The 17,177-nt window shown below is 66.3% G+C and carries 14 protein-coding genes; 8 read left to right on the top strand and 6 right to left on the bottom strand.

Annotation, left to right across the window (positions count from 1 at the left end):
* Window positions 1–363: 363 nt before the first annotated feature.
* A complete protein-coding gene (gene cbiB, locus FGU64_RS05500; protein WP_139951209.1) occupies window positions 364–1,332 on the bottom strand; it encodes an adenosylcobinamide-phosphate synthase CbiB in 969 nt (322 codons plus the stop codon).
* Here cbiB and cobD point away from each other — a divergent pair.
* Together cobD and FGU64_RS05490 are read left to right on the top strand one after the other, a co-directional pair.
* Window positions 1,331–2,386 (top strand): threonine-phosphate decarboxylase CobD, encoded by a 1,056-nt coding sequence (gene cobD, locus FGU64_RS05495; protein WP_139951208.1) that lies wholly within the window; start codon window positions 1,331–1,333, stop codon window positions 2,384–2,386. The genes cbiB and cobD overlap by 2 nt on opposite strands.
* A complete protein-coding gene (locus FGU64_RS05490; protein WP_139951207.1) occupies window positions 2,383–2,904 on the top strand; it encodes a tyrosine phosphatase family protein in 522 nt (173 codons plus the stop codon). The genes cobD and FGU64_RS05490 overlap by 4 nt, the downstream gene beginning before the upstream one ends.
* Before the next feature lie 170 nt (window positions 2,905–3,074).
* On the opposite strand, the gene FGU64_RS05485 is transcribed toward FGU64_RS05490, so the two are convergent.
* Together FGU64_RS05485 and FGU64_RS05480 are read right to left on the bottom strand one after the other, a co-directional pair.
* Window positions 3,075–3,878, bottom strand: a complete 804-nt coding sequence (locus FGU64_RS05485; RefSeq protein ID WP_139951206.1) for a creatininase family protein — start codon at window positions 3,876–3,878, stop codon at window positions 3,075–3,077.
* Between the two features lie 21 nt (window positions 3,879–3,899).
* Entirely contained in the window at window positions 3,900–4,283 is a 384-nt protein-coding gene (locus tag FGU64_RS05480; protein ID WP_139951205.1) for a RidA family protein, read from the bottom strand.
* 345 nt (window positions 4,284–4,628) lie between these two features.
* Between FGU64_RS05480 and FGU64_RS05470 the strand changes: the two genes are divergently transcribed.
* The 6 genes from FGU64_RS05470 to FGU64_RS05445 all read left to right on the top strand — a co-directional run bounded on the left by FGU64_RS05470 (window position 4,629) and on the right by FGU64_RS05445 (window position 10,799).
* The gene (locus FGU64_RS05470) at window positions 4,629–5,630 is read left to right on the top strand and encodes an ABC transporter substrate-binding protein (protein ID WP_136353169.1); all 1,002 of its coding nucleotides are present in this window, start codon (window positions 4,629–4,631) and stop codon (window positions 5,628–5,630) included.
* A gap of 141 nt (window positions 5,631–5,771) precedes the next feature.
* Window positions 5,772–6,584 carry an ABC transporter ATP-binding protein gene (locus FGU64_RS05465; protein ID WP_246671248.1) on the top strand — a complete coding sequence of 271 codons (813 nt, stop codon included), beginning with the start codon at window positions 5,772–5,774 and terminating at the stop codon, window positions 6,582–6,584.
* Window positions 6,571–7,422: an ABC transporter permease gene (locus FGU64_RS05460; protein ID WP_139951202.1), complete on the top strand. Its 852-nt coding sequence runs from the start codon at window positions 6,571–6,573 to the stop codon at window positions 7,420–7,422. Before FGU64_RS05465 ends, FGU64_RS05460 begins: the two co-directional genes overlap by 14 nt.
* 1 nt (window position 7,423) lies before the next feature.
* Window positions 7,424–8,737 (top strand): cytosine deaminase, encoded by a 1,314-nt coding sequence (locus tag FGU64_RS05455; RefSeq protein WP_139951201.1) that lies wholly within the window; start codon window positions 7,424–7,426, stop codon window positions 8,735–8,737.
* Between the two features lies 1 nt (window position 8,738).
* Window positions 8,739–10,154, top strand: a complete 1,416-nt coding sequence (locus FGU64_RS05450; protein ID WP_139951200.1) for an FAD-binding oxidoreductase — start codon at window positions 8,739–8,741, stop codon at window positions 10,152–10,154.
* Window positions 10,155–10,211: 57 nt separating this feature from the next.
* The gene (locus FGU64_RS05445) at window positions 10,212–10,799 is read left to right on the top strand and encodes an NAD(P)H-dependent oxidoreductase (RefSeq protein ID WP_136353177.1); all 588 of its coding nucleotides are present in this window, start codon (window positions 10,212–10,214) and stop codon (window positions 10,797–10,799) included.
* A gap of 137 nt (window positions 10,800–10,936) precedes the next feature.
* On the opposite strand, the gene FGU64_RS05440 is transcribed toward FGU64_RS05445, so the two are convergent.
* The 3 genes from FGU64_RS05440 to FGU64_RS05430 form a co-directional block, all read right to left on the bottom strand.
* Entirely contained in the window at window positions 10,937–13,381 is a 2,445-nt protein-coding gene (locus FGU64_RS05440; protein WP_139951199.1) for an FAD-dependent oxidoreductase, read from the bottom strand.
* A gap of 151 nt (window positions 13,382–13,532) precedes the next feature.
* The gene (locus FGU64_RS05435) at window positions 13,533–14,714 is read right to left on the bottom strand and encodes a pyridoxal phosphate-dependent aminotransferase (protein ID WP_139951198.1); all 1,182 of its coding nucleotides are present in this window, start codon (window positions 14,712–14,714) and stop codon (window positions 13,533–13,535) included.
* Window position 14,715: 1 nt separating this feature from the next.
* Complete coding sequence (locus tag FGU64_RS05430) at window positions 14,716–17,169, bottom strand: FAD-dependent oxidoreductase (protein ID WP_139951197.1); 2,454 nt, start codon at window positions 17,167–17,169, stop codon at window positions 14,716–14,718.
* Window positions 17,170–17,177 lie beyond the last annotated feature (8 nt).

Raw genomic sequence — 17,177 nt, 5'->3', positions numbered from 1 at the left:
ACCTTCGCCACGCTGCCTTTCGGCCCTGGCCATTGTCAAAGAGCCGACCTCATTGTTTGAGGTCGGGAAGCGGGCGCGGGGGCCGTGCCTGCTAAGTTAAATAGTGGCGGGGCATCCCGCGCCCGCCGGTGTCTTGCCTCCCCGAGGGTCGTTGCCGCCTTTCGGGCGGCCCGCTGGCTCGGTCGAGGCCCGGACTTGGGGGTTCATCGCCCAGCCGCCTACCGCAGACGACCAGCCCGGCACCGTCTCCCGCCACAAGCGCCCGGTTCGCGACCCGCGTTCCCGCACAGGAGATGACGAGCAGTATGGGGCGGGTGCGGCAGAGGGGGATAAATTTCTTTGCACGGCGGTCTCGAGCGCGGATCAAACCACGGCCACGACCACCCACGCCACCGCGAACAGCGCCATCAGCAGCGCGTCGGCGATGCGGTAGAGCCTCAGCGCGCGGCGGATGTCGATGCTATCGGCCTCGCGGCGGCCGCCTTCGCCCATGAAGGCGTCGTCCACCGTCACGCCGCCATAGGTGCGCGGGCCGGCCAGCGCCAGGCCGAGCGCGCCGGCCATCGCCGCCTCCGGCCAGCCGGCGTTGGGCGAGCGGTGCTTTCTCGCGTCGCGCCGCAGGGCGGCCCACGCGCCGGCGGCGTCGGTGTCGCGCATGAGATAAGCCGCCGCGACGATCAGCAGCCCGGTCAGCCGCGAGGCGGGCAGGTTGACGAGGTCGTCGAAGCGGGCGGCGGCCCAGCCGAAGGCTTCGTGCCGGGGCGTCCTGTGGCCGATCATCGAATCGGCGGTGTTGGCGGCCTTGTAGGCGACGCCACCGGCGAGCCCGCCGAGGCCCAGCCAGAAGGCCGGCGCCACCACGCCGTCGGAGAAGTTCTCGGCCAGGCTCTCGATCGCCGCACGGCAGACGGCCGGTTCGTCCAGCCGGTCGGGATCGCGCCCGACGATCATCGACACGGCCTTGCGGCCCGCCTCCAGTCCGTCCGAATCCAGCGCGTCGGCCACCGCCTGTACATGCTGGCCGAGGCTCTTCTGGGCGAGCAGCATGGTCGCCAGCAGCGCGGTGAGCAGGAAGCCGAGCGGCAGCCCTTCGACGATGTGCTGCAACAGGAAAGCGAGGGCGGCGGGCAGAAAGACGATGACCAGCAGGGCCTCGATGCCGGCGAAGCGACGGCGGCTGTCGGTATCGGAGGCGCGGTTGAGCCGCCGGTCGAGACAGGCTATCAGGCGGCCGAGCCACGTCACCGGATGGCCGATCGCGCGATAGAGCCGGTCGGGGTAGCCGAACAGGGCTTCAGCAGCCAGCGACAGAAGGGCGGTCAGCACGGACATGGGGCTTCCGGACAAGGCAGTGGCGGCGGTGGATCACGGCGGAAGCCTCGGCCGGGCGCGCGCGCTGTTTCCCTTCGCGCCCGAACCGTTCGTCGATCTCTCGACCGGGATCAACCCGCACTCCTATCCGTTTTTTCAACTGCCCGCCACCGCGCTGACACGCCTGCCGGAGGTGGCGCGGCTGGCGGAACTGACCGGGATCGCGGCCGCCGCCTACGACGCGCCGTCGGCGGCGCATGTCGTCGCGGCCCCCGGCACGCAGATCCTCTTGCCGCGCGTCGCGGCCATGGTGAAGCCGGGCCGGGCAGCGGTGCTGGGGCCGACCTATGCCGAGCACGCGCGGGCGGCAAAGCTGGCCGGCCACGGCGTTGCTGAGGTCGCCGACTTCGACGCGCTGGCCGATTTCGACCTCGCCATCGTCGTCAACCCGAACAACCCGGATGGGCGGGTCGTGCCGCGCGGGCGGCTGCTCGATCTCGCCGGGCGGCTACGCGCCAAGGGCGGCCTGCTGGTCGTCGACGAGGCCTTCATGGATGTCGGCCCGCGCGCCGAAAGCCTTGCCGGCGACGTGGGGCAGGGCGGCGTGGTGGTGCTGCGCTCGTTCGGCAAGTTCTTCGGGCTGGCGGGCTTGCGGCTGGGCTTCGCGCTTGCCGATACGGTGACCGCAGCTCGGCTGACCGGCGATTTCGGCCCGTGGGCGGTGTCCGGGCCGGCGCTGGAATACGGCATCGCCGCCCTTGCCGATCGCGGCTGGCAGGAGGCCATGCGCGAAAGGCTGGCCGGCGAGGCGGCGCGGCTGGACGCCTTGCTTTCCCGGTTCGGCGTTCCGGTTGCCGGCGGTACGCCGTTGTTCCGTTTCATCGATTTTGCCGGAGCGTCCGGCCTTTTCCGCGCGCTCGGCGAAAAGGGGATTCTGCTGCGCCACTTCGCCGAGCGGCCGAACGTTCTTCGCGCCGGCCTGCCGGCCTGTCAGGAGGAATGGCTGCGGCTGGAAACGGCGCTTGCCGGCTGGTCGCATACGCGCCACGATCAGGCCGAGGAGGTTCGCTCATGACTCTTTCGGCGATTCACGTCTGCTCCCTGTCGAAGGTCGACGAGGTGGTGGCACGGACCGGGGCAGGGCATCTTCTGTCGCTGCTTGCCGCCGGCACGGAGATGATCCGGCCGCCGGCGATCGCGGCACAAAACCACCTGCATCTGGTCATGCACGACATCGCCGAGGCGCAGGACGGCATGACGCTGCCCGGGGAAGCGCATGTGCGCAGCCTGCTGGATTTCGGCCGCTCATGGGACCGGGCGCGGCCGCTGGTGGTGCACTGCTACGCCGGCATCAGCCGCTCGACCGCATCGGCCTACATCATCGCGGCGGCGCTGGCACCCGACCGCGACGAGGTGGAACTGGCGCGGACGCTGCGGTCGCTTTCGCCTTCCGCGACGCCGAATCCAAGGCTCGTCGCCGTCGCCGACATACTGCTTGAGCGCAATGGCCGCATGGTCGAGGCGATCCGAGGCATTGGCCGCGGCGCGGACGCCTTCGAGGGCGTGCCGTTCGAGTTGAAGGTTGAGCACTAGCGGATGGCGCCGTCCCCCACCCCTAACCCCTCCCCGCAAGGGGGAGGGGAATCTTGCGACGATATTGCAATCCACCAATCCTGGCTATTCTGGATGAAACGGCAATGCCGGCGTCTCCCTCCCCCTTGTGGGGAGGGGACAGGGCTGGGGGAGTGCCGCCGTTTGCTATGTCACGCCACCCATTCCCCCAGCTTCGCCTTCCTCACGTCACGCAGGAGCCGGATGAAGCCGTCGGCCTGGTATTCGGCGGTCAGGCGACCCTTTTCCGCCGTGGCAAGCTTGGCTTCGCCGACGACGCCGTTCGGGTTGAGGTCGGTGGCGATCCAGGCGAAGGCATGGGCGCCGGTCGGCTTCAGGAGTTCGAATTCCTGCTCGGCGCGCTGGACGCTGGAGACGAAATTTTCCGCCTTGTCCATGTCCACGAGGTCGGGCCGGAAGTGCAGCATGACCGACGTCTCGAAGTCGCCGCCATGGATGCCGTAGCGGTCCTCGATGTCGCTGTAGAGGCCGGCCGGCCGGCCGAAGCGCGACCAGCTCGTCTTCACCGCCAGCATCTTGAAGGCCACGCGCAGCTCGCGCGCGACGATGCCCATGATCTCCTCGTTGCCGCCGTGCGAATTGACGAACACGATCTTCCTGACGCCCGCCCGCGCCACCGATGCGCCGAGGTCGGCCCAGGACTGGATGGCGGCGAGCGGCGTCAGCGTCAGCGTGCCCGGCGCATGCACATGCTCGTTCGACTTGCCGACCGATTGCACCGGCAGGATGCGGATGTCGAGATCGGCGGGCAGGCGGGAAATCACCGTCTCCAGCATGCCGTTCATGATGGTCGTGTCGGTGGAGACGGGCAGGTGCGGCCCGTGCTGCTCGATCGCCGCCACCGGCAGCACGGCGATCGTCGCTTCCGGGTCGATCGAGGCATATTCCGTGGTGCGGTAGTCGCCCCACCAAACGCGTCTGGTCACGATTTCCAACTCCTGATTCCGATGCCGCCGTCAGCCGGCGGCGATCACTTCGATCTCGACCTTGAATTCCGGCCGCGTGAAGCCGGACACGATCATCAGCGTCGAGGCCGGCGGCGTGCCGGTGAAGAGCCTGTCGCGCACGGCCATGTAGCCCTGCATGTGGGCGCGGTCGGTGACATAGGCGTTGATTCGCACCACGTCGGCCAGGCCAAGGCCGGCTTCGGCGAGGATGGCGGCGATGTTGGCGAAGCAAAGTTCGGCCTGCGCGCCGACGTCTTCCGGCACCGAATCATCTGGGCCGATGCCGAGCTGGCCCGAGCACAGAACCAGCCTTTTGCCGGCTGGCACCTCGATGCCGTGGCTGTAGCGGGCGAAAGGCGGGCGGATGGAGGCGGGAGCGAGAGGTTTCAGCATGGAAGACGAGCCGGTTTTTGCGCCAGACTAGACCATGATGCCGAAAAGTGCGAAGCGGTTTTCGGACGACATCATGGTCTATCTAATTAATTTAGCCGCATGTGTGCGACGCCAAGTGATTCCACTTGGCTGCAACATGCTCGAAGCGGCGGGGCCGTGGTCCACAAGATCGATGCGCGTGCTGCGCGGCGATTGTGGACAGGGTGCCGAAAAATGGGCACGATGCCGCGCGACGACAGAAGCCGAGACGGCCCGCGCCCGACCGCGAGGCGGCAGGTTTTTGCGCCATTTCTTCCATACCGATGCCGGTCCGGCTGCGGACGGCCAAATAGGGGGTCCAAGTCGATGAACGGAAAGCTGAAGATGGCGGCTGCGTGCGCGGCGCTCGCGCTCGGCACGACCGGCGCTTTCGCCAATGAGAAGGTCATCTTCGGCACCAACTGGCTGGCCCAGGCCGAGCATGGCGGCTACTATCAGGCGCTGGCCGACGGCGACTACGCCGCCTGCGGCGTCGACCTGACGATCCAGCAGGGCGGACCGCAGGTCGCCGGCCGGCCGCTGCTTCTGGCCGGCAAGATCGACTTCTACATGGGCGGCAACATGCAGCAGGCCTTCGACGCGGTGGCTCAAGGGATTCCGCTGCGCGTCGTGGCCGCGCATTTCCAGAAGGAACCGCAGGTGATGATGTCCCATCCGGGCGAGGGCCTTGACAAGTGGGAGGACCTGCCGAAGGCCGAGCAGTACATCGTCGGCGACGAGGGCGCGCAGAGCTTCCTTTTGTGGATGGCGGAGGAATACGGCTTCGATGTCGGCAAGCGCGTGCCCTATACCTTCAATCCCGCTCCCTTCATCGCCAACAAGAAATCGATCCAGCAGGGCTATGTGACCTCGGAGCCGTTCGCGGTGGAGAAGGCCGGCGGCTTCATGCCGAACGTCTTCCTGCTGGCGGACTACGGCTACAGCACCTATTCGACCACGGTCGAGGCGATGCAGGACACCATCGACAAGCGGCCGGAGGTGGTTCAGTGCTTCGTCGATGCCTCGGCGAAGGGCTGGTACAAGTATCTCTACGGCGACAACAAGGCCGCCAACGAGATGATCAAGAAGGACAATCCCGACATCACCGACGAGCAGATCGCCTTCACCATCGCGCAGCTGAAGAAATACGGCATCGTCGATTCCGGCGACGCGGAAAAGCTCGGTATCGGCGCCATGACGGATGCGCGGATGAAGGATTTCTACGACAAGATGGTCAAGGCCAAGGTCGAGCCGGAAGGCATCGACATCTCCAAGGCCTACACGCTCCAGTTCGTCAACAAGGGCGTCGGGCTGGACTTGAAGAAATAGGCCGGGCCACATCGCTCTCCCGTCATGCCCGGGCTTGTCCCGGGCAGTTGCGTACATCGAAGAAGTGAATTGCGTGAACTGTTTCAGTTGCCTGGTTGATGCTGGCAGAGCCTCGGGACGAGCCCGAGGATGACGGCGGCGGTGCCAACGACCCTTGCCGGCAGTCAGGGCAGCGGCGCGCCGCTGCTTGCTTTGCATGGCGTCGGCAAGACATTCTCCAACGGGGTGGCCGCGCTCGACACTATCGACCTGACGATCAACGAGGGCGATTTCCTCTCGCTGCTCGGCCCGTCGGGCTGCGGCAAGTCGACGGCGTTGCGCATCATCGCCGGCCTGTCGACGCCGACCTCCGGCGGGCTCGACTGGCGCGGCGGTGCACTGGACCGCTCCGGCATCGGTTTCGTCTTCCAGGAGCCGACGCTGCTGCCGTGGGCCAGCGTCTTCGATAATGTCTGGCTGCCGCTTCGGCTGCGCGGCGTCTCGAAGGCGAAGGCCGCGCCGGCTGTGATGGAGATGCTGGCGCGCGTCCACCTCGACGGGTTCGCGCAGGCCGTGCCGCGCGAGCTTTCCGGCGGCATGAAGATGCGCGTCTCCATTGCGCGGGCCATGGTGACGAAGCCGCGCGTGCTCCTTATGGACGAGCCGTTCGCCGCACTCGACGAGATCACCCGCTTCAAGCTCAACAACGACCTTCTGGAACTGTGGCAGGACGAGCGCTTCACGGCGATCTTCGTCACCCATTCGGTGTTCGAGAGCGTGTTCCTATCCAGCCGCATCGTCGTCATGGCGGCGCGACCGGGTCGGGTGTTCAAGGACATGCCCGTGGATGCGCCCTATCCGCGCGACGAGGCCTTCCGCACTTCGCCTGCCTATGCGGCGCTCTGCCGTGAGGCATCGGACGTGCTGTCGGCGGCGATGAACGCGAACGGAGGCCCTAATCATGACGGGCACTGAGAGCCGCGTCATGCGGCTCGACGCCGAGGAGGCGCGGCGCCTGCGCCAGCAGCGCGTGGAGCGGATCGGCCGTTGGCTGCTGCCGCTGGCGATCATGATCGCCGCCATCTGGTTCTGGGACCGCATCTGTGTGTGGAACGAGATCCCGAAATACATCCTGCCCAGACCGCTCGAGGTGCTGCAGACGCTGCACGACGACGCCGGGCTCCTGTTCACCTCGCTGCTTTTCACGCTGAAAATCACCTTCCTTTCCCTGCTGCTCGCCGTCGTCGGCGGCGTGGGGCTGTCGGTGCTGTTCGCGCAGTCGAAATGGGTGGAGATGTCGTTCTTCCCCTTCGCCATCGTCTTGCAGGTGACGCCGATCGTGGCGATCTTCCCGCTCATCAACATCTATGTGAATAACCAGACGGCGAAGCTGCTTCTGTGCGCGTGGATCGTCGCCTTCTTCCCGATCCTCTCCAACACCACGCTCGGCCTGAATTCGGTCGACCGCAACCTGCGCGACCTGTTCCGGTTGAACGGCGCCACCCGCTGGCAGGAGCTTTGGCACCTGCGGCTGCCGGCCGCGATGCCCTATTTCCTCGGCGGCCTGAAGATCGCCGGCGGCCTGTCGCTGATCGGTGCGGTGGTGGCCGAGTTCGTCGCCGGCGCGTCGGGGCAGGCCTCGGGCCTTGCCTCGCGCATCATCGAGGCCGGCTACCGGCTCAACGCGCCGCGCCTTTTCGCCGCGCTCATCCTGATCTCGCTAACCGGCATCGTGATCTTCCTGGTGCTGTCGCTGATCTCGCACCTGATCCTGCGCCGCTGGCACGAAAGCGCGCTCAAGCAGGAGGGGTGAGGTGGGCGCCGGCGCAGTCATCCCGGAAGCCGGGTTCTTCACGCTCGCCAATGCCCGGCTACATTCTTCGCTGACGCCGGGATTGCAAGCACCTGCCGATGCCGAGGGCTTTATCCTTGCCGATATCGATGTCGCGGGCGGCACGATCAAGCGCATCGAAGCCGCGCAGCGGGCGGCGGCGTCGGAAAGCACCGTCGATCTTGCCGGGCGCATCGTGCTGCCGTGTTTCGTCGATTGCCATACCCATATCGACAAGGGCCATATCTGGCCGCGCAAGCCGAACCCGGACGGCACGTTCCTCGGCGCGCTCGAGGCCGCCGACGCCGACCGCGAGGCGCATTGGAGTGCGGAAGACCTTGCCCGGCGCATGGATTTCTCGCTGCGGTGTGCCTACGCCCACGGCACCGCCGCGCTGCGCACGCATATCGACAGCATCCCGCCGCAGGAGGACATTTCCTGGCCGGTCTTCGAGGCGATGCGGGAGAAATGGCGCGGGCGCATCGAGTTGCAGGCGTCCTGCCTGTTCGGCATCGAGCGCATCGGCCAAAAGGATTGGTTCGACGGTTTGGTCCGGCGGGTGGCGGCGGCCGGCGGCGTGCTCGGCGCCGTGACCTACATGGCGCCGGACCTCGACGCGCTGCTCGATAGCATGTTTGCGGCGGCGACTAAGCACGGCCTCGACCTCGATTTCCATGCCGACGAGACGGACGCGCTGGAGGCGGTCTCGCTGCGCAGGATCGCCGAGGCGGCGCTGCGCCATCGCTTCGAGGGAAAAATCCTCGTCGGCCATTGCTGCTCGCTGGCGCGGCAGCCGGACGACGAGGTCAAGGCCACGCTGGACACAGTGGCTGAGGCGGGGCTTTCGGTCGTGTCGCTGCCGCTGTGCAATCTCTATCTCCAGGATCGCCGGAGCGACGGCACGACGCCGCGCTGGCGCGGCGTGACCCTGCTGCACGAGATGGAGGCGCGCGGCATCCCGGTCTGCGTCGCCTCCGACAACACGCGTGATCCTTTCTATGCCTATGGCGACCTCGACATGCTGGAGGTCTACCGTGCGGCGACCCGCATCCTGCATCTCGACCATCCGGTCGCCGACTGGCCCAAGGCAATGATGACGACACCGGCCAGCATCATGCGGTTACAAAACCCCGGAAGCCTGAGGGCAGGCGGATCGGCCGACTTCGTCGTTTTCAGGGGGCGGAACTGGACGGAATTGCTGTCGCGGCCCGAACAGGATCGCATCGTGGTGCGCGAAGGGCGCGCCATCGATCGCTCCTTGCCCGACTATGCCGAACTCGACGATCTGATGGTGTGACATGACTACCACTGGGGACCTTGCTGCGCTCAAGCGCGACCTCGACGGACTGAAGATCGAGGACAACGCCAAGCTGGTTCAGCAGAAGAGCCGGGATTTCTACTGGTACAGCCCGGTGTTGAAACGGCAGCTTGACGCCGTCACCGCCGATCTGGTCGTCACGCCGCAGTCGGAGGCCGAGGTGGTGCGGGTGCTGGCCGCCTGTCACCGGCATGGCGTGCCGGTGACGCCGCGCGGTTCCGGCACTGGCAACTACGGGCAGGCGATGCCGCTCTCGGGCGGCGTGGTGCTGAACCTTGCCGAGATGAACGCGATCACCGAGATCGCTCCGGGGCGGGTGGTCTGCGGGCCGGGCGCGATCCTGGCCGACATCGACCGGGCGACGCGGGCGCATTCCAACCAGGAACTGCGGCTTTTTCCCTCGACCTACAATACCGCCTCTGTCGGCGGCTTCATCGCCGGCGGGTCCGGCGGGGTGGGGTCGATCAATTTCGGCGGCCTGCGCGATTTCGGCAATGTGATGCGGCTGCGCGTCGCCACGATGGAGGCCGAGCCCCGGCTGATCGACCTGACCGGCGAGAACCTGCACAAGGTCACCCACGCCTACGGCACCAACGGCATCATTACCGAGGTCGAGATGCCGCTGACGGCGGCCTATGACTGGGTGGACGTGATCATCGGCTTCGACAGTTTTATGGGCGCTGCGCGCTACGGTAACGCGCTCGCCTGTCAGGACGGGCTGCTGACGAAATTGATCACGCCGATCGCCGCACCCGTGCCGCAGCTCTATTTCAAGCGCCACGCCAAATTCTTCGCTGAGGGCATGAGCATCTGCCTGGTCATGGTGGCGCCGCAGTCGCTCGACGCTTTCCTGGCCTTCACCCGGCGCGCCGGCGGGACGATCGCCTACAATGCCGCCGACCTGCCGCCCGAGGAGAAGAAAGGGCTGCCGCCGACCTACGAATTGGCCTGGAACCATACGACGCTGCGGGCGCTCAGGGTCGATCCGTCGATCACCTACCTGCAGTCGCTCTATCCGTTCCCGAACCAACTGGCGTTGGTGGAGACAATGGACGGCATGTTCCCCGGCGAGGTGTTCTCGCATCTGGAGTTCGTGCGGCTGGACGGCGCCATCACCTGCTTCGGGCTCAATCTGGTGAAATTCACCACGGAGGAGCGGCTGGACGAGATCATCCGCACCTTCGAGGAGAACGGCTGCCCGATCTTCAACCCGCATCGCTACACGCTGGAGGAGGGGGGCATGAAGCAGACGGACGCCGTGCAGCTTGCCTTCAAGCGCGAGGCCGACCCGCAAGGCCTGCTCAACCCCGGCAAGATGATCGCCTGGGAAAACCCCGACTACGATTACCGCAGCGGCCACACCTTCCTGTTCAAGGGGCTGGAGAGGGCGGGATGAGTGGGGGCGGTCTGATGCCGTACATGGCAGTTTTCAGGTTGGATCTATGAGGATAGCATGAGGGTCCTCGTCGTCTACTGCCATCCGGTGGAGGATTCCTTCTGCGCGGGGGTGCGCGACACGGCGGTCGCGGCGATCCGCGCCAAGGGCTGCGAGGCGCGCGTGCTCGACCTCTACGCCGAGAATTTCGATCCGGTGATGCGGCCGGAGGAGCGGCGCGCCTATAACCACAGCGCGCCGGAGGACCCGGCCCTGCAAGTCCATATCGAGGCCTTGCGATGGGCCGAGGCGCTGGTGTTCATCTATCCGACCTGGTGGTACGGCCTGCCGGCGATGCTGAAAGGCTGGCTCGACCGGGTGTGGGCGAAGGACGTCGTCTTCACCTTTGCCGGCACGCGCCAGTCGATCGCGCCGCTGATGGGGCATATCCGCAAGATCGCCGTGGTGACGACCTGCGGCGCGCCCTGGTGGTGGAGCGTCATCGTCGGCCAGCCGGGACGCAAGACGATCGTGCGCGGCATCCGCGCGCTCTGCGGCTGGCGCTGCCGCACGCTCTATCTGGCGCATTACCTGATGGATTCGTCGACGCCGGAGAGCCGGAAACGGTTTCTGGAGACGGTGAGGCGGAGATTGGAGCGGTTTTAGGAGTCCTCGCCCCGTTTACGGGGAGAGGATGCCGGCAGGCAGGTGAGGGGCGGCGCCAAGCTCTGCAATCTCAGCTCCGCCCCTCATCCGGCCCTTCGGGCCACCTTCTCCCCGTAAACGGGGAGAAGGAAGAGCCTCTACATCCGCACCCTTTCGCTTTTCGGATCATACAACGGCTTCAGCGAAGCCTCCGCTGCGAAGCGCTCTCCGGCGATCTCGATCTCGTAGGTCGAGCCCAGCACCTCAGCCTCGCTCTCGCCCGCGCACGGCACGTAGCCCATGGCGATGGCGCCGCCGAGGAAGTGGCCGTAATTTCCGGAAGTGACCGTGCCGACGATTTCGCCGTCGCGCAGGATCGCCTCATTGTGGAAGACCAGCGGCTCGGGATCCTTCAGCTGGAATTGCACCATGCGCCGCTCCAGCCCGCCCTCCTTCTTTTTGAGCACCGCGTCGCGGCCCAGAAAATCGCCCTTCGCCGTTTTCACCGCGAAGCCGAGGCCGGCTTCCAGCACATGATCCTCGTCGGTGATATCGTGGCCGAAATGGCGGAAGGCCTTTTCGATGCGGCAGGAATCCAGCGTGTGCAGGCCGCAGAGTTTCAGGCCGAGGTCGGTGCCGGCCTGTTCCAGCGTCTCGAAGACATGCGCCGTCTGGTCGGTCGGCACGTAAAGCTCCCAGCCGAGTTCGCCGACATAGGTGACGCGGTGGGCGCGGGCGAGGCCCATGCCGACCTCGATCTCCTGCGCGGTGCCGAACGGAAAAGCCTCGTTGGAAAAGTCGGTCGGGCTGATCTTCTTCATCAGGTCGCGCGCCCGAGGCCCCATCACCGGCAGCACGCTTTCGGAAGCGGTCACGTCTGTAATCACCACGAACTCGTCGCCGAGATGCCGGCGCAGCCAGGCGAGGTCGCGTTGCAGCGTGGCGCCCGGCACGACAAGGAAGAAGGCGGTGTCGGAAAGCCGCGTGACCGTCAGGTCGCTCTCGATGCCGCCGCGCGCATTGAGCATCTGCGTGTAGACGATCTTTCCGGGCGCCACGTCCATGTCGTTGGCACACAATTTTTGCAGGAAGGAAAGCGCGTCGCGGCCCTCGACCCGGATCTTGCCGAAGGAGGTCATGTCGAACACGCCGACGCCGGTGCGCACGGCCATGTGCTCGTCGCGGGCATTGTCGAACCAGTTCTGCCGCTTCCAGCTATAGCGGTATTCGCGCTCCTGGCTTGGCCGAGCGAACCAGTTGGCGCGCTCCCAGCCGGCCGTCTCGCCGAAGACGGCGCCGCGCGCCTTGAGGTGTTCGTGCAGCGGCGAGCGGCGCACGCCGCGCGCGGTTGCCGGCTGGCGGTAGGGGAAGTGGTCGGCATAGAGCAGGCCGAGCGTCTCGACCGAGCGGTTGTAGAGATAGGTCTTGTTGCCCTGGAAAGGCTGGACGCGGCGGATGTCGACGTCCCACAGGTCGAACGGCGCCTCGCCGTCCTGCATCCACTCAGCCAGCGCCATGCCGGCGCCGCCGGACGACTGGATGCCGATGGAGTTGAAGCCGCAGCAGACCCAGAAATTCTTCAGGTTCGGCGCCTCGCCGAGATAGTAGCGGTCGTCCGGGGTAAAACTTTCCGGGCCGTTGAAGAAAGTGTGGATGCCGGCGGTGGCGAGCAACGGCATGCGCTTCACCGCTTTCTCAAGAATTGGCTCGAAGTGGTCGAAATCCTCAGGCAACTGGTCGAAGCAGAAGTCTTCGGGAATGCCCTGCATGCCCCACGGTTTCGCCACCGGCTCGAAGGCGCCGAGTAGGATCTTTCCCGCGTCCTCCTTGTAGTAGGCGCACTCGTCCTGCACGCGCAGCACCGGCAGGCGGCCGAGACTGGGGATCGCCTCGGTGACGATGTAGAAGTGCTCGCAGGCATGCAGCGGCACCGTCACGCCGGCCATGCGGCCGACGCCATGCGCCCACATGCCGGCGCAGTTGACGATGTGGTCGCAGGCGATGCGGGTCGTCTCGCCTTCATGCTCGACGGTGACGCCGGTGACGCGGCCTTTATCCTTGTGGATTTCGAGAACCTTGGCCTGCTCGACGATGCGGGCGCCGTTCATGCGCGCGCCCTTGGCCAGCGCCTGGGTGATGTTGGCCGGGTCACCTTGGCCGTCCTTCGGGATGAAGACCGCGCCGACCACATCGGAGACTTCCAGATGCGGGTATTTTTCCTTGGCCTCGGCCGGCGAGATTTCCTCGACCTCGACGCCGCGGGCGCGGGCCATGGAGGCGCCGCGATAGAGTTCCTCCTTGCGCGCCTCGGTCAGCGCGACCGAGATCGAGCCGCACTGGCGCATGCCGGTGGCGACGCCGGTTTCCTCCTCCAGCCGGACGTACAGGTCGGCCGTGTATTTGGCCAGCCGTGTCATGTTCGAGGACGCGCGCAACTGGCCGATCAGGCCGGCGGCGTGCCAGGTGGTGCCGCTGGTGAGCTGCTTACGCTCAAGCAGCAGGATGTCGGTCCAGCCGAGCTTGGCGAGGTGATAGGCGACCGAGCAGCCGGCGACGCCGCCGCCGATGATGACGACACGAGCTTTGGAAGGGAGGGAGGTCATGCTGAGGGGCTCCGTGTCGATGCGCGGCGTTTGAGCGAGGCACCCCCACCCCTAACCCCTCCCCTCAAGGGGGAGGGGAAGCTGCTGCGTGCTAAGTCCCCCTCCCCCTTGAGGGGAGGGGTTAGGGGTGAGGGTACTTCGTATTCCATTTTCACGCCGCCTTGCTCCGATAGCTGGAGGCGAAGCGGTGCAGGCGGCTGGCGGCCTCGCGCAGCACGTCCTCCGGCTGGCACAGGCTGATGCGGATATGGCCGGCGGCCGCCTCGCCGAAGGAGGAGCCGGGCATGACGGCGACCTTCTCGGCATCGAGGAAGGCCCAGGCGAACTTCTCGTCGTCCGGTTCGACGGCCGAGATGTCGAGCATGGCGTACATGCCGCCTTCCGAGCCGCGCACGGTGACGTCGTTCATGCCGCGCACGGCGTCGAGGAACACGGTACGGCGGCGGGCATAGCGTTCGGCGATCTCCCTGACCCCATAGCCGTTGTTCAGCGCCTCGATCGCCGCATGACTGACGAAATCGGTCAGGCCGTAGGTGGTGACCAGATTGAGGTTGACGGTCAGCGCGATGAAGTCCGCCGGACCGGTCAGCCAGCCGAGCCGCCAGCCGGTCATGCCGTGGCTCTTCGACATGGAATTGATGACCAGCGTGCGCTCGGCCATGCCGGGCAGGGCGCGCGGCGAGACATGCTCGCCGCCGCCGAGCGTCCAGTAGACTTCGTCCGACAGCAGCCACAGGTCGTGCCGGCGGCAGACGTCGGCCAGGCCTTCAAGGGCCGCGCGCGTGTAGACGGCGCCGGTCGGGTTGTTCGGCGTGTTGATGAGGATGGCGCGGGTGTTTTTCCGCACCGCCTTTTCGATGGCCGTCGCATCCGGCTGGAAGCCGTTCGCGGCGCGCGTCTCGACCACGGTGAAGTCGGCCTCCGCCGCGCGGAAGGTGCCGGGATAGGTGGCGTAGTAGGGCGCCACGACGATGGCATGGTCGCCCCGGTCGAGCACACCCTGCACGGCTGCGTAGAGCGCGGCCTGCCCGCCCGGCGTGACGATCACCTCGTCGGCGCCGGTTTCGACGCCGGTGCACTGCGTTGAAATGTGCGCCATGGCATCGCGCAGCGCCGGTATGCCGGGCAGCGGCGTATAGTGGTGATGGCCGCCGCGCACCGCCGCCACGCAAGCTTCGACCGTCTCGGCCGGCGTATCGAAATCGTGGTCGCCGACCGACAGCATGATGATCGGCTCGCCGGCCTCCTTGCGCTGCCAGGCGGCGAAATGCACCTCCCAGCCGTCCTTGCCGGACGGAATGATGTTGGAAATGCGGGATGAAGGATGGGGCATCCTAGCTTCTCAACCGTTCGTTCTTCGGGTCCCACAGCGGCTCGTCCTTCTGCACGACCGCCTTGAAGCGGTCGCCGAATATCTCGACCTCGACGGTGGAACCGGGCTCGGCGAGGTCGGCCCGGATCATGCCCAGCGCGATCGACTTGTCCACCCGGTGGCCAAAACCTCCTGACAGGGTTTCGCCGACGATCCTGCCGTCGTGCCAGAGGGTTGCCATGTAGGGCGCGTCGCACTCGCCGGGGGTCTCGACCACCAGCGTGACGAAGCGCTTTTTCACGCCCTGCTGCTTTTCGTTTGCCAGCGCCGCCTTGCCGCGGAAGTCGGGCTTGTCCCACTTCACGAAGCGCTCAAGCCCGCCTTGCAGCACCGTGTAGTCGGTCGAAAGGTCCTGCTTCCAGACGCGATAGCTTTTCTCGAGTCTCAGCGAATCCAGCGCGAACATGCCAAACGGCTTCAGGCCATGTTTGCGGCCCGCCTCCCAAACCGCATCGAAGACGGCGGCGGTATCTTCCACCTTGGTGTGCAGTTCCCAGCCGAGCTCGCCGGCGAAGGAAACGCGCACCAGTTGCAGCCAGCGCCCGGCGATTTGGCAGGACTGGTGCGTTAGCCACGGCAGCGAAAGATCGGCATCGCTCACCTCGGCCAGAATGGCGCGGGCGTTCGGCCCGGTGAGGATCTGGCAGGAGAACCGTTCGGTGACATTTTCCAGAGTCAGTGCCGTGCCTTGCGGCAGATGGCTGCGCAGCCATTCGAAGTCGTGCAGTTCGGCGACCGCGGCGGTGATGAGAAAGAACAGGTTCTCCTCCAGCGCCATGATCGACATTTCGGTGACGATGCGACCCTTGTCGTCGGCAAAATAGCCGAGGCCGATGCGGCCGGGCTTCGGCACGATGCCGGTGACCTGCCTCGCCAGCCACTCGCGCACACCGTCGCCGGCAAGGCGGAAGCGCGAGAAGCCGGGTAGGTCGAGAATGCCGGCAGCGTCGCGCACGGCATGGCACTCCTCGCGGATGCGCTTTTGCCACGGGCCTTCGCGGCGGAAGGTCTGCGTCGCTTCTTCCGAAATATCGTCGCCCGGATGAGCATACCAGTTGGCGCGCTCCCAGCCGTTCGCCGCGCCGAACTGGGCGCCGAGCGCCTTCAGCCGGTCGTGCAGCGGCGAGAGCTTGCGGCCGCGTGCCGCCGGCCATGCGTGGCGGGGGAAGAAGATGGCGTATTCGTGGCCGTAGATCTCCTTGCCCTTGGCGACTGCGTAGTCGGGCGCGGAGGCGAAGGCGGTGAAGCGGCGGGGATCGCAGCTCCACATATCCCATTCGGTGGCGCCCTCAGTCACCCATTCGGCCAGCACCTTGCCCGCGCCGCCCGCCTGCGCGATGCCGAAGGTGAAGACGCAGGCTTCGAAGGCGTTGGGTACGCCGGGCATCGGGCCGATCAGCGGGTTGCCATCCGGTGCGTAGGGGATGGGGCCATTGATGACCTTGGACAGGCCTGCCGTGCCGAGGATCGGCACGCGCTCGACAGCGTCGTTGAGGTACCATTCCAGCCGCTCCAGATCGTCCGGGAAGAGCTGGAAGGAGAAGTCCGCCGGCATCGGGTCGTCGGAACTTGCCCAGTGGGCGCGGCAGTTGCGCTCGTAGGGGCCGAGGTTCATGCCGTTCTTTTCCTGCCGAAGATACCAGGAGGTGTCGACGTCGCGCAGCAGCGGCAGCTTGTGGCCGGCTTCCTTCGACCATGCGGCCAGCTCCGGGATTTCCTCGAACAATATGTACTGGTGGCTCATCACCATCATCGGGATGTCGCGGCCGAACATCTTTCCCACTTCGGCGGCGCGGTAGCCGGCGGCGTTGACGACGATCTCGCAGCGAATTTCGCCCTGTTCGGTCTCGACGACCCATTCGTCGTTCTCGCGCCGCACGCCGGTGACGGGGCAGAAGCGCACGATTTTCGCTCCCATGTCGCGCGCACCCTTGGCCAGCGCCTGCGTCAACTGGGCGGGGTCGATATCGCCGTCGTTGGGATCGTAGAGCGCCCCCTTGAGGTCGTGCGTGTCGATGAAGGGATAGCGCTTGACGATCTCGTCGGCGCCGATCACCTCGATATCCATGCCCTGGTAGCGGCCCATGCCCTTGGCGCGCTGGAATTCGCGCATGCGCTCGTCGGTGTGCGCCAGCCTGAGCGAGCCGGTGACGTGGTAGTTCATCGGGTAGTCCACCGCCTTCGCCAGCCCGCGATAAAGCTCGGTCGAATAGCGCTGCATGTTCATCAGCGACCAGGAGGTGGAGAAGGTCGGCACGTTGCCGGCGGCGTGCCAGGTCGAGCCCGAGGTCAGCTCATTCTTTTCCAGGAGCACGCAGTCGGTCCATCCGGCCTTGGCCAGATGGTAGAGTGAGGAGCAGCCGACGGCGCCGCCGCCGATGATGACCACGCGGGCGCGTGGCGGAAGATCAGCCATTTTTTCCT

It is taken from the genome of Mesorhizobium sp. 8, from assembly GCF_006351905.1.
GTDB classification, from domain to species: domain Bacteria; phylum Pseudomonadota; class Alphaproteobacteria; order Rhizobiales; family Rhizobiaceae; genus Mesorhizobium; species Mesorhizobium composti.
This window is presented reverse-complemented; position numbering and strand designations above follow the sequence as displayed.